Consider the following 13144-nt stretch of genomic DNA (forward strand, 5'->3'; position numbering starts at 1 on the left):
ATGAATTATTTCAGGTCCAGGTCACGGATCAAAGACGGATCACTCAATAACTCTACCGCCTGATTGATCTCATCCTTAAAGAAATGATCCTCATCTGCATGGGCTATGTGCTCCCGAATATATTGATGAGCTTTTTCTATCCCTGCACCCGGTTTAAGCGGCTTTCTGAAGTCCAGGGCTTGTGCGGCGGTGAACAGCTCAATGGCCAATACCTGCTCTACATTTTTATACACGTTCAGCAACTTCAAAGCTCCGATACTTCCCATACTTACATGATCTTCCTGCCCAAGACTGGTGGGGATGGAATCTACAGAGGCAGGGTGACACAGTACCTTGTTTTCTGAAACCAGTGCTGCCGCTGTGTACTGCGGGATCATAAAGCCGGAGTTGATACCGGTTTCCTCCATCAGTAATTCCGGCAATCCGTCGTGACCTTCAAGCATCAGGTAGGTTCGTCTTTCCGAAATACTGGCAAGTTCAGCCAGTGCAATGGCTGCAAAATCCAGAACGAGAGCAAGTGGCTGACCATGGAAATTCCCTCCTGATATGATATCCCCATCCTGAAATACCAGGGGATTATCCGTCACAGAATTGATCTCTGTTTCTACCACTCTCACACAATGCTCGATAGAATCCCGGCTGGCCCCATGCACCTGCGGAATACACCGGAGGGAATAGGGGTCCTGAACCTTACCACAATTTCTATGAGATTCCAGGATCTCACTTTTTCCCAGCAGGTAGCGCACATTGGCAGCCACCGTTTGCTGTCCATTGTGTGGACGAATTTTATGTATGCGCTTATCAAAGGGCTTGATGCTGCCTTGAAGAGCTTCAAGGCTCATAGCACCCAACAGATCTGCCACTTTTAACAAATGAAGGGTCTTTTCCAGTACATAAGCTCCATAAGAACTCATCAGCTGGGTGCCGTTTATGAGGGATAACCCGTCTTTAGCCTGAAGGTCGATCGGTTCGAGTCCATGCTTTTTCAACACTTCATCGGCAGGAATGGTGTCGGTTCCTTCCTCATTCCAGAACGAACCAAACCCCAGCAAAGGCAGCGACATATGCGATAGCGGTGCAAGGTCGCCGGAAGCCCCTACACTTCCCTTTTCGGGAACTACGGGAATCAGGTCATGGTCGATGAAGTAAACAAACCGCTCGAAGGTTTCCATAGAGATACCTGAATAACCGATCCCCAATGCATGGATCTTCAGCATCAGCATCAATCTCGAGATCTCTTTAGGAATTAGATCGCCGGTGCCCACAGAATGCGACAATATCAGGTTTCTTTGAAGCTGTTTAAGCTGATCGCCGCTTATGCGTTTGTTCGCAAGGATCCCGAATCCGGTATTGATACCATAAAAGGCCTCATCTTTTTTCAATGCTTCTTCAACGACCTTTCGGGAACGTTGAACCGTACCCGCATCTTTTTTAAGGTCGTTTATTGATTTCTCTAGATCTTTATAAAGTGATCGAATGCTGATATCTACCATGATTTTCCCTTTATTTATTTTGCCTTTGAAGGTCGTCAGAACGTTCATGGAATTCAATCCCTTCTTGCAACCCACTGCCTGTTTAAGTATCATCGGACACTCTTAACTTTTTTAAATCTTAACCAACTTATAAGCATTATGGCAAACGGTAATGCCGCCACCGCTAATGACTTCTTCGGTCATCCGCGCGGACTTTCGACCTTATTTTTTACTGAATTATGGGAGCGTTTCAGTTATTACGGGATGCGCGCCCTTCTTGTACTTTTCATGACCGCTGAAGCCCTGGGTGATAATCCCGGTCTCGGTTTCAGTGTGGGTGAAGCTACAGCTATTTACGGTATCTACACCTTTTTTGTGTATGTATTGTCACTGCCGGGTGGCTGGGTTGCCGATAACATCTGGGGACAGAAAAAAGCGGTATTTGTAGGTGGTTGTATCATTGCTGCCGGACACTTCAGCATGGCCATCCCCACAACCACATTCTTCTTTATTGGCCTGGCGCTGATCGTGATCGGTACCGGTTTACTGAAACCCAATGTGAGTTCTATGGTGGGTGATATTTATCCGGAAGGTGGTGCCCGTCGCGATGCTGGCTTCTCCATTTTCTACATGGGTATCAACCTTGGAGCCATTTTAGGGCCTCTGCTTTGCGGCTTGCTTGGTGAAGGATATAACTGGCATTATGGATTCTCCCTGGCCGGTTTTGGTATGGTACTTGGATTGATCTCCTACAAAATTGGAGATAAATACCTGGAAGGTGCCGGTGAACTGGATGAGAATTTCACCGAAGAACAGGTCAGCAAAAAAAGCAAGATCTTCTACACTATATCCTCCATTTTGATCGCTGTTGTAGTAGTGTTTGGTTTCCTCCAAAGTTCCGGAGCCATTGATGTTGCTCTTGATGCACTGGCTCAAAATCTTGGTATCGTGGCTGTGATCATCACTCTGTTATTTTTTGGATACATCATCTTTTTCGGAGGCCATAATACTGAAGAGAAGAAACGCTTAGGGGTGATCTTCTGGCTGTTTATTTTAGCGGCATTGTTCTGGAGTGGTTTTGAGCAAGCCGGTTCATCCCTGAACCTTTTTGCTTCTGATCTTACGAACCGTGCTGCCGGACCAAGTTCATTTCTTGGCGGTTATGGAGCACTTTTGGTCACCTTTATAATTGCACTGCCTGTCGGTTACTACGTACTAAAAGCCTTCAGGCGGGACGATCTTTGGGGTATGGCTAAATTTGCCCTTGTAGCCTCAGCCGTAGGCCTGATCGGCTTTCTGTATTGGGTATTCAGTCAGATTGGTGACGGATGGATCATCCCTGCCAGTACCCTGCAGCTGATCAACCCAACCTTTATTGTGATCTTTGCCCCGATCTTTGGATTCATGTGGACCTGGCTGGCCTCGCGTAATGCCAACCCTTCCATTCCGGTCAAATTTGGATTGGGCCTTTTTGGCCTGGCAGCCGGTTTCTTTGTTCTATCATGGGGTTCTGCCAATGCCTCTGCAACCAACCTGGTTTCTCCGGCATGGTTGATCGTAACGTACTTCCTGCATACAGCCGGTGAGCTTTGTTTATCTCCTGTCGGACTTTCATCCATGACCAAACTCGCTCCTAAGAACAGAGTGAGTCAGATGATGGGTATCTGGTTTGTAGCCGCTGCTTTGGGTAACCTGATGGCAGGTCTCGTAGCCGGTCAGCTGGAGAGTCTTGCTCCGGCAGGCTTGTTCCAGATGGTAGCTATTATCGTCGGTGGTGGCGGGGTGATTGCCCTGCTTGCTGCACCCGGCGTCAGAAAGCTTATGGGGGATATAGAGTAAAACCAGCTAAATTCAACACCGTAAAAAGCTCCTTCATTAAGCATGAAGGAGCTTTTTTTCTCAATCAACAATCAAGCCTGAAAGAAGGATTCAAGTTTTTCAACATTTCCTTTTGACCCGATATATACTGGAGTGCATTCGTGAATGGAAGTCGGTTCAATTTTCATGATCCGCTTTTTGCCATCAGATGACAACCCACCGGCCTGTTCAATGATAAAACTAAGGGGATTGCACTCATACATCAGCCTGAGTTTTCCATTCGGATACTTACTGCTGTCCGGGTACATGAATATACCGCCTTGCAACAGGGTACGGTGCACATCAGCGGCCATGCACCCAATATATCTTGCTTTATACGGTCGTTTTGTTTCAGGATCGTAGGCCTGACAATACTTCACGTATTTTTTCAAGGCTTCATCCCAATAAATGTAACTGCCTTCGTCTGTACTGTAGATGTTACCTTCTTCCGGTATTCGGACCTCCTTATCAGACAAAATGAATTCGCCAATACTTGGATCAAGAGTAAATAACTGAACTCCCATTCCTGTTGTGTATGCCATGATCGTGCTTGAGCCATAGAGCACATATCCCGCTGCCACTTGTTTTGTACCCGGCTGAAGGGCATCACTTTCAGTTAAATGCTTTTTATTCTCAGGGCGCATGTAAATGGAAAAGATACTCCCTATGGTGGCACTGATGTCAATATTTGAAGAGCCATCCAGAGGATCCATGTACACAATATATTTACCCGATTCATCACTGAGCCTGACAACCCCTTCATTTTCTTCTGAGATCACCATGCATGTGATGTTGGATCTTCCTAAAGCGGATTGAAGCTGTTCATTGGCAAACAGGTCCAGCTTTTTAACCGATTCGCCATGAAAATTGGAAGCTCCGTCAAGTCCTAAAATATTTGTGATACCTGCTTTGTTCACTTCCCGGGAAATGATCTTGGCTGCTAAAGCAATATCCCTCAATAACTGTGAAAGGTCTCCCCGGGCACCCGGAAATTTATTCTGAGCATTGATGATATACTCTTCTAATGTGGTCAGTTTCTTCATGTATCAGCTGTTGGTGTCAGGTTATTGTGAGTTCGGATGGAGCTTAGAAATTGAGCTGCATTCCAACTATCAGTGCCTGATAATTACTTTGGGCATCTGATGAGAAATCCTGCAGTTCTCCAAGGAGTGTCAGATTATCGGTAAGGTCATATCTGCTGAATACCATCAGCAATTCGTTTGTAATATCCGGTGAGCTTCCCACAATAGTCGTATTTGCATCCTGTGAACCTTCTCCATAACTAAGGCCAACTGTTAATTTATTCAGATCATAAGTAGCTTCCGTGTACCATTGTTTAGCTTGTACTTCAGCCTGATCCAACCCGGTTCCTGTCAAGCTTATCCCGATCAGGCCATCTGCCCCCACACCCTGAGTTTCAGAGTAGGCACCGGTCAACCTGAGATCTTTAGCCGAAATTCTCACCCCCGTGTCCCAGCCTGAAATGTCATAGCTGTAATCAGCACTGACCACTTCAATGTTCTGAGTCATTCCACCTAACCACAGGTCAATAATTCCGGAATTAAGATTAATATTGTAATTGGCTTGTGCCTCAAGGCGTGGAGTGGCGGTCTGAATCTGTTGCTCTGAGGCTCCGCTTGGTTTTTCAGGGTTGATCAATCCTGCTTTCACACTAAAACCGCTAAGATCTGGAGTGGTATAGGTCACTCTGGGGTTGAAGTTCGCATAGGTGTAGCCGCTTCCTATTCTACCCAATGTCGCATTGGCCGCATCCGGTCCTCCAAAGCGGCCAACACCCATTCCGCTTCCGGCATCAGCAATGGAACTGCTGTTAAAGATCCCATATCCTTTACCGATGTTCACTTTTCCAAAGTCTCCGGATAGCTCGATATCAGCAATCCTCCCTTCAAATAACCCTTCGTTCTGAATACTTGGTCCCTGCAAATGATGATTGATCTGAAATATGCCTTTCACTTTCAGCCCATTCATTTCCGGAGCCTCTATCGTAAAAGTTATATTTGCCGGATTGAATCCTGACATGATCCTGGTTCCGAACTGATCTGAAGCATCGGAATTGAATGCTTCATGTTCCGAGGCGACTATAAAAACAGGCAGCTGCCCGGTGACCGCCAGGTTCCAATTATTTTCAGTTTCGAACTGAACCTGCTGGGCCTTAAGAGGCTTTGTCAGTAGTATAGGCAGAATAGTCAGGCATAGCATTACAATGAGTGTTTGTGGTACTCTTCTTGATGAATTCATTTTTTTTGGATTTTTGAGTGTGAGTTAGATCACCTGTTTTTGGGTTATCAAAGTATCATGAAGACCAATGCAGCCAGTACGGCCCCAACCGTTGGAGCTGCTATGGGTACCCATGAATAAGCCCAGTCATTGCTTCCTTTATTCGGGATCGGAAGTACGGCATGCGCCAGTCTTGGACCAAGGTCACGTGCCGGATTGATGGCATAACCGGTAGGACCGCCTAAAGCCAGGCCTATTCCGAATACCAGTAATCCCACAGGTAAAGCTGCCAGTGAGCCAAGGCCAAAACCAACTTCCTCTCCGCCAATGTTAATAGATTGTAGCATCTGCCCATTCGAATCCATGAAGCCGGGATCCGTCAGATAAAACACCCCGAAGATCAGTATGAAGGTGCCTATGGTTTCAGTTATAAAGTTGGAACCGTAATTTCGTATTTCAGGAGCCGTTGAAAATACCGCCAAGATCGTTCCGGCATCTTCTGTGGCATCAAAATGTTTTTTATAAGCCAACCAGGTCAGAAATCCCCCAAAGAATCCCCCTGCCACCTGAGCAAGGATATAAGGCACAACCATCACCCAGTCAAACAGACCGGCAGTAGCCAGGCCAATTGTGACCGCAGGGTTGATGTGGGCTCCGCTGAATTGCCCCATGGTATAAACGGCGATAAACACCCCCATTCCCCAACCCCATGTGATGACGATCCAGCCACCGCCATTTCCTTTGGTCTTGTTTAATATGACGTTGGCAACCACTCCACAGCCAAATAATAGAAGGATGGCGGTTCCAATAAATTCTGCTATAATAGGACTCATGATAAGATCTCCATTTGTATTGATTTAGAATTCCATGCCTGTAGTTTTGATAGTCTTTGCCTACATGCACTCGAAAATTTGTCTTGCCGCCGGGCTTTAAGTGCATGACCGGCAAGACCTGAATGTGTGTTATTTGGTTAGTTTATTAACGGTCGTCGGCCCAGGTGATGGCCGCATTAACAGCTCGCTGCCACCCTTTGGTGATCTCTTTTACTTTTTCGGGATCCATCTTTTGGACGAACTTTTTATCGACCTGCCACATCTTTCGTATCTCTTCGATATCATCCCAATAACCCACGGCGAGACCGGCGAGATAAGCGGCACCTAAGGCTGTGGTCTCTGTGATCACCGGGCGGATCACCGGAATATTTGATAGCAGATCGCTTTGAAACTGCATCAGTGTGTCGTTCACGGTCGCTCCGCCATCTACCCGAAGTTCTTTTACTTCTATACCTGCATCGGCCTTCATGGCGTTGAGCAAGTCCATGACCTGATAGGCTATAGAATCCTGAGCGGCTCTTGCCAAATGCGCACGATTGGTTCCCCGTGTCATTCCCACCATGATCCCTCGCGCATGCTGTCTCCAGTGCGGAGCGCCCAACCCGGCAAAAGCGGGTACGAGATAAACACCGTCAGAATCCTCAACTTTGTTGGCAAAGTACTCAATGTCCTTGGACTCCTGTATGATGCTCATCTCATCGCGAAGCCATTGCACCACGGCGCCTCCAATAAATACCGAACCCTCCAGCGCATATTCAGTTTCTCCATTGATCTTCCACGCTACAGTGGTCAGTAGATTATTCTCTGATTTCACCGGCTTTTTCCCCACGTTCATCAACATGAAACAACCGGTTCCATAGGTATTTTTAACCATACCCGGCTCCGTGCACATCTGACCGAACAAAGCGGCCTGCTGGTCACCCGCAATACCGGCGATCGGCACTTTACTGGCAAATAAAGTTGTTTTGGTTCGCCCATATTCCTCGCTCGACTGTCGTACTTCGGGCAGCATATTTTCAGGGATATCCATCAGCTCCAAAAGATCCTTATCCCATTCCATCGTATTGATGTTAAAAAGCATTGTTCTGGAGGCATTGGTCACATCCGTAATGTGAAGCTCTCCCTGTGTGAAGTTCCAGATCAGCCATGAATCGATGGTCCCAAAAGCCAGATCTCCTTTTTCCGCTTTCTCACGGGCACCCTCAACATTATCAAGGATCCATTTAACTTTTGTCCCTGAGAAATAGGAATCGATCACAAGGCCTGTTTTATCCTGTATCATCTCGGCATGACCGGCTTCCTTTAAACTGTCACAATATTCCGAGGTTCTCCTGTCCTGCCACACTATCGCATTATAGATCGGTTTACCGGATTTGCGGTCCCACACCACCGTGGTTTCACGCTGATTGGTGATACCTATACCTGAAAGCGCTTTTCCGTTGATACCGGCTGAAGCAACCGCCTCGGCGGCAACACCTGCCTGCGAAGACCAGATCTCCTGAGCGTCATGTTCCACCCAGCCCGGCTTTGGATAAATTTGCCTGAACTCTTTTTGAGCTACTGAAACGATCTCACCTTTCTTATTGAAAAGCATCGCCCGTGAACTGGTCGTACCCTGATCTAGTGCTAATATGAATGTTTCCATAATGACAGTTGGTTAGTTTTAGTTATTAGTTACTAATGCCTTTGGTTCGTACTTCTCTAACAAATATCGGTTGGCAAGTTTTGTGAATGCATGAACCTGATCGTCGATCCATTTTTCATCGTATCCCAATTCCTGCGCCATCAATTCCGCTACTGCCGGTGCCATATCAATGGCGGCTTTGGCATCCAAAAATAACATTCGGATCCTGCGGGCCAAAAAATCTTCAACCGTTCGGGCCATCTCATGGCGTGCAGCCCAGATGACTTCAGCCTTAATATGTTCATAATCTTCGTGAAGATTCTCCTTTAACATACCTTCCTTCCCGGCTAAAGCTTTTACCTTTTTTTTGTCTGACCCGTAAAAATATAGGGGGTCGCTAAAATCCACATTCTCTTCATGGCCATGGACCTTCAGCCCGTCACTGGTTGATCTCTTCTTTCCGATCTTTAAAACTGACTCCGCCTTGTCAACGGTATCTTCTCCCATTTTTCTGAAGGTGGTCCATTTACCCCCGGTAATGGTGATCAGACCGGAATCTGACACAATGAGCTTGTGGCTTCTCGAAATTTCTTTGGTCTTTGTATCTCCTTCTTTTGGAGCTGCCAGGGGACGTAATCCGGCAAACACACTTTTCACATCCTTTCGGGTGGGTTTTTTGGCCAGATATTTTTGCGCTGTCTTTAAAATAAAATCGATCTCTTCTTCCATGGCAACCGGCTCCAGGCTGTGTTCATCGAGAGGGGTGTCCGTGGTCCCAACCACAACTTTATTGTGCCATGGAACGGCAAACAGCACGCGTCCATCATCCGTTTTTGGTATCATAATGGCATCCTCACCGGGAAGAAAGTCTTTTTCCAGTACGATGTGCACACCCTGACTTGGTCGCACCATTTCCTTATGTTCGTCTTTATCCATTTTCATGATCTCATCCACAAAAACTCCCGTGGCATTGATCACAGACCTTGCCTTAAGGTCATAGGTCTTACCGGTTTCACGATCTTTCATTCTTACTCCGGCCACCTTATCCGAATTTTTGATCAATCCGGTTACTTCCGCATAATTAAGGGCGATTCCTCCATGCTCGACAATGGTTTGAACCAGATTGATCGACAGCCGGGAATCATCAAACTGCCCATCGTGATAGATCACGCCACCCCGCAGACCCTCCTGCCGGATCGTTGGCAGCCTTCGAACCGCCTCTTTTTTGGAGATTGGCCTGGAACGACCCAAACTCAATTTTCCTGAAAGAAGATCATACATGGTAAGACCTATGGTATAATAATACCTGGTCCACCATTTGTATCCGGGAATGACGAAGGTTTCATTTTGAACAAGATGGGGAGCATTCTTCTTCAGTAATCCGCGTTCACGCAGCGCCTCTCTTACCAATGCGATATCTCCCTGGGCTAAATATCTCACCCCGCCATGTACCAGTTTCGTACTTCGGCTTGAGGTCCCTTTCGAAAAATCAGATTGTTCGATCAAAAGAGGCTCATACCCTCTGCTTACGGCATCCAGGGCCACTCCCAGTCCGGTCGCACCTCCACCGATGATGATCATGTCCCACTCTTTTGCCCCGTGCTCTTCAATTCTCTGTACTAAATTCTCACGTTTCATAGCATTTCGTCTATTTCGTTTTGTTCTTTTTCCAATTTATACAAAATAAAACGAAACACAAATAAAATATTTCGGAATCTTTCACAACCCCTGCACTTAAGCTAATTGACTGTTATGTAGTTAATTAATGACTCCTTACAACCTCAAAGGTCTGCTTCAATGAATCCTAATCACTTTCTTTTTGTTTCGTTTTAGAGCGAATTTGTCACCCCAGACCATTTATGGTATATTTGAAATAAATTAAAGCATCTATCATGACCGTAGCGGAAAGACACGAAATCATACTTAAAGAACTGAAAGACAATGGAAAGGTAAATGTGCAGCACCTGAGTAACGACCTGGAAGTGTCTGAAGTAACCATCAGAAAGGACCTGAGGGTGCTCGAGGAAAAAGGATTGTTATTCAGAACGCACGGCGGGGCAACCCAGACGAATCCCTATACAAGCGACCGGCCCGTTTCGGAAAAGGCCAAAATACGTGCGGGTGAAAAGAATGCCATTGCCAAAGAGGCGGTTCAGCTGATCGGGGACTATGATTCGATCATTCTTGCTTCCGGCACAACTATTCTTGCAGTGGCAAGACACATAAAATCGGATCACAGACTGAATGTGATCACCTCGGCTTTGAATGTTTCCCTGGAACTCTCTCATCATGAGAATGTAGAGATCCTCCAATTGGGCGGACAGCTTCGTCCAAGTTCCACCTCAGTGGTAGGTCCTTATGCCGAACAATTCCTGAGCGGCATTACCTGCGGGATCCTGTTTCTTGGTGTGGATGGCATTGACCTCGATCACGGACTTACTACGTCCAACCTTATGGAAGCAAGCCTCAATCAAAAATTCATTGAAGTGGCTCAATATGCCGTGGTTGTTGCAGATCATACCAAATTTGGAAAGCGGGGATTCAGCCGTATTTGCGGGCTGGACAAAATTCAGCATATCATTACGGATGACGGCATATCTTCAGATACTATTATAAAGTTGGAAGAAATGGGCATTCAGGTGACGACAGCCTCACAATAATAAGGGGCAGCTTATCGCCACCCTTTTGTCATCACCCCATATTAGAATTCAAGTAACTCAGTATCCTCTGGCAAATCCGATCCCTATGAATGCGATCTCATTTTCAGTGTCATATCCAAAATTCAGGTCCAGCTGAGTACCACTTTCGAGTCCGTAGGTCACTCCGCCTTCCACCCAGTGCTGCTCAAAATTTCCGTAATAATTCCCGGCATAGCCAAAATACCCGTTCATATTATCTGAGATCATAAATCCGGGGGTCAGTGTAAACAGCCAGCTGTCATCCACATTACCAACGCTGAAACTGTACCCAAGATTAGATGAAATGCTCAGGCTCTCATTTAAGGCATGATCCGCAAGGACTCCGATGGAAGGAACCGTTTCATCACTCGTGAATTCCTCGGTTCCAAACGGCAAACTCACCTCAGCTAAAGCCGACAGGCTCGAGGCTTCCCCGCGATACAGATTATATTTGAACCCGACCCCCATATCCTGAATGCCTGTGTACGAGGTGCTTCCTCCGAGCAGTTCCTGATCAACCGTTGTGAAGGACCCCAGCAAGGCACGGAATTCTAACTTTTCGTTGATCCCATAACGCAGCACAAGCTGCCCCACATCAAATTGTTTATTCAGGTCGGTATTACTGAATTGTAAACCGGCCTCAAACCCAAGCATCCCTTCAGGGGTGATGAACGATCCATTCGCAATGCCCGGCCGATCCGGTGAGTAATTCTGGGCCTGCACCAGATTAAAACCAAAAAATAGCAGTAGTATAACAGATAGATTCTTCTTCATAGGATTGAGTTTGTTTCGAACCAAGGTACATATTTTGCCTGAAAACCGTAGGGGCAATTCATGAATTGCCCCTACGGTTTTCATTTCAATCTGCCTATCTTAACCGCATGACAGACATCACTCAAAAATCACCCATTGCGGCCATCGCTACCCCGGTTGGGGAAGGCGGTATTGCCGTGATCCGGGTTTCCGGCCGGGATGCGATCGCCACGGTTAACAAGGCTTTTCAGGGAAAGGACCTGACTCAGCAAACATCTCATACGGTTCATTTTGGAAAGATCGTGAACAAAGAACGGTTTCCCGTGGATGAGGTGTTGGTCACCTTATTTCACTCCCCCCGTTCTTACACCGGCGAGGAAACTGTGGAGATATCCTGCCATGGTGGAGTGCTTGTAACCCAAACCGTGCTTGAAACCATTCTGTCACTTGGAGTAAGGTCTGCCGAACCGGGGGAGTTTACTCAGCGTGCCTTTCTCAATGGCAAACTCGATCTAGATCAGGCCGAGGCCGTGGCTGACCTGATACACGCAAAAAGTTCCAAAGCCGTGGATGCCGCCCATCAGCAATTGGAAGGGCGGCTTGGAGAGCACATCAAAAAATTCAGGCAGCAGATCATCGATGCCACCGCCATGATCGAGCTTGAACTCGATTTTATTGAAGAGGATGTAGAGTTCGCTAACAAAGAACAGCTGCAACAACTGCTTGAGGATCTGGACTCGGAGATCACCGAATTATTGGAAACCTATGAAACCGGTCGATTGGTGAAAGACGGCGTGAAGACCGTACTCATTGGCCGGCCCAACGCCGGGAAGTCCACACTGCTGAATACCCTGGTTGGCAGCGACCGGGCCATAGTCACGGAAATAGCCGGCACCACCCGCGATACCATCGATGCTGACTGGAGCTATGACGGACTGCTGTTCAAACTCATTGATACGGCCGGCCTGCGCGAAACGGAAGATATTGTGGAGGCCGAAGGGGTGAAGCGTTCCCAAAAGGCTTTTGAGCAGGCGGACCTCGTGATCTACCTCAAAGATCTTTCCCAGCCGTTCAGCGATGAAGAACGCAAGGAGATCGCTGACTTTCAATCCCGCGCCAAAGATACACCCTTCATTTTGATCGGCACCAAAGCAGACATCGAGACTGATCAGGAATGGCGGACAGAATTCGACTTGAAGATCTCAGCCCTTGAAGGGGAAAAGATCAAAGAATTGAAGCAGCTCCTGAAAGACCGGGCCCTGGAGAACAAACATTACGACGCTTCAAGTTTACTGGTTACCTCCACCCGCCACCGGGATGCCCTGCAGAAAACCAAAGAGCACGTCCGATCGGCCCTTCGTGGTTTAGCCATGGATATGACAGGCGACTTCCTCTCTATTGACCTCCGGGCAGCCCTGAAGGAACTGGGCACCATAACCGGCGAGATCACCAACGAAGATGTGCTGGACAGTATATTTTCCCGCTTTTGCATTGGGAAGTAGATTTGCTAATTAATTAAGCCTGAGCCTCGGCAAAGTTTTAACACAAAAAGCACTGAAATGAGTAGTTTTGTGCTCGTCACGGTGCTCTGCTCCGTGATGCACTATGGAGGCTCCGCCTCACAAAACAAACAGTTTTTTAAATGACTGAACCGGAACGTACAGAGCGGTGATTCGGGGTATAGACGAC

The 13144-nt window shown here is 47.1% G+C and carries 10 protein-coding genes; 3 read left to right on the top strand and 7 right to left on the bottom strand.

The window, feature by feature from the left end:
- Nucleotides 1–5: 5 nt before the first annotated feature.
- The gene (gene hutH / locus C3B73_RS12550; RefSeq protein ID WP_103666196.1) at nucleotides 6–1493 is read right to left on the bottom strand and encodes a histidine ammonia-lyase; all 1488 of its coding nucleotides are present in this window, start codon (nucleotides 1491–1493) and stop codon (nucleotides 6–8) included.
- A gap of 138 nt (nucleotides 1494–1631) precedes the next feature.
- On the opposite strand from hutH, the gene C3B73_RS12555 reads away from it, so the two are divergent.
- Nucleotides 1632–3311 carry a peptide MFS transporter gene (locus C3B73_RS12555; protein ID WP_103665957.1) on the top strand — a complete coding sequence of 560 codons (1680 nt, stop codon included), beginning with the start codon at nucleotides 1632–1634 and terminating at the stop codon, nucleotides 3309–3311.
- A 71-nt stretch (nucleotides 3312–3382) separates the two neighbouring features.
- Here the strand turns inward: C3B73_RS12555 and fbp are convergent, their stop codons facing one another.
- The 5 genes from fbp to C3B73_RS12580 form a co-directional block, all read right to left on the bottom strand.
- Nucleotides 3383–4372 carry a class 1 fructose-bisphosphatase gene (gene fbp, locus C3B73_RS12560; protein WP_103665958.1) on the bottom strand — a complete coding sequence of 330 codons (990 nt, stop codon included), beginning with the start codon at nucleotides 4370–4372 and terminating at the stop codon, nucleotides 3383–3385.
- A gap of 43 nt (nucleotides 4373–4415) precedes the next feature.
- Nucleotides 4416–5588, bottom strand: a complete 1173-nt coding sequence (locus tag C3B73_RS12565; protein ID WP_103665959.1) for a porin — start codon at nucleotides 5586–5588, stop codon at nucleotides 4416–4418.
- A gap of 47 nt (nucleotides 5589–5635) precedes the next feature.
- Nucleotides 5636–6400 carry an MIP/aquaporin family protein gene (locus C3B73_RS12570; protein ID WP_103665960.1) on the bottom strand — a complete coding sequence of 255 codons (765 nt, stop codon included), beginning with the start codon at nucleotides 6398–6400 and terminating at the stop codon, nucleotides 5636–5638.
- Between the two features lie 145 nt (nucleotides 6401–6545).
- Nucleotides 6546–8045, bottom strand: a complete 1500-nt coding sequence (glpK, locus tag C3B73_RS12575) for a glycerol kinase GlpK (protein WP_103665961.1) — start codon at nucleotides 8043–8045, stop codon at nucleotides 6546–6548.
- A gap of 18 nt (nucleotides 8046–8063) precedes the next feature.
- Nucleotides 8064–9662: a glycerol-3-phosphate dehydrogenase/oxidase gene (locus C3B73_RS12580; RefSeq protein WP_103665962.1), complete on the bottom strand. Its 1599-nt coding sequence runs from the start codon at nucleotides 9660–9662 to the stop codon at nucleotides 8064–8066.
- Nucleotides 9663–9916: 254 nt separating this feature from the next.
- On the opposite strand from C3B73_RS12580, the gene C3B73_RS12585 reads away from it, so the two are divergent.
- Nucleotides 9917–10684 (top strand): DeoR/GlpR family DNA-binding transcription regulator, encoded by a 768-nt coding sequence (locus tag C3B73_RS12585; protein ID WP_103665963.1) that lies wholly within the window; start codon nucleotides 9917–9919, stop codon nucleotides 10682–10684.
- Nucleotides 10685–10741: 57 nt separating this feature from the next.
- Here C3B73_RS12585 and C3B73_RS12590 read toward each other — a convergent pair whose 3' ends face one another.
- A complete protein-coding gene (locus tag C3B73_RS12590; protein ID WP_157939505.1) occupies nucleotides 10742–11476 on the bottom strand; it encodes a transporter in 735 nt (244 codons plus the stop codon).
- A 107-nt stretch (nucleotides 11477–11583) separates the two neighbouring features.
- Between C3B73_RS12590 and mnmE the strand changes: the two genes are divergently transcribed.
- The gene (gene mnmE, locus C3B73_RS12595) at nucleotides 11584–12957 is read left to right on the top strand and encodes a tRNA uridine-5-carboxymethylaminomethyl(34) synthesis GTPase MnmE (protein ID WP_103666197.1); all 1374 of its coding nucleotides are present in this window, start codon (nucleotides 11584–11586) and stop codon (nucleotides 12955–12957) included.
- Nucleotides 12958–13144 lie beyond the last annotated feature (187 nt).

Source organism: Gracilimonas amylolytica, from assembly GCF_002911695.1.
Lineage (GTDB): Bacteria > Bacteroidota > Rhodothermia > Balneolales > Balneolaceae > Gracilimonas > Gracilimonas amylolytica.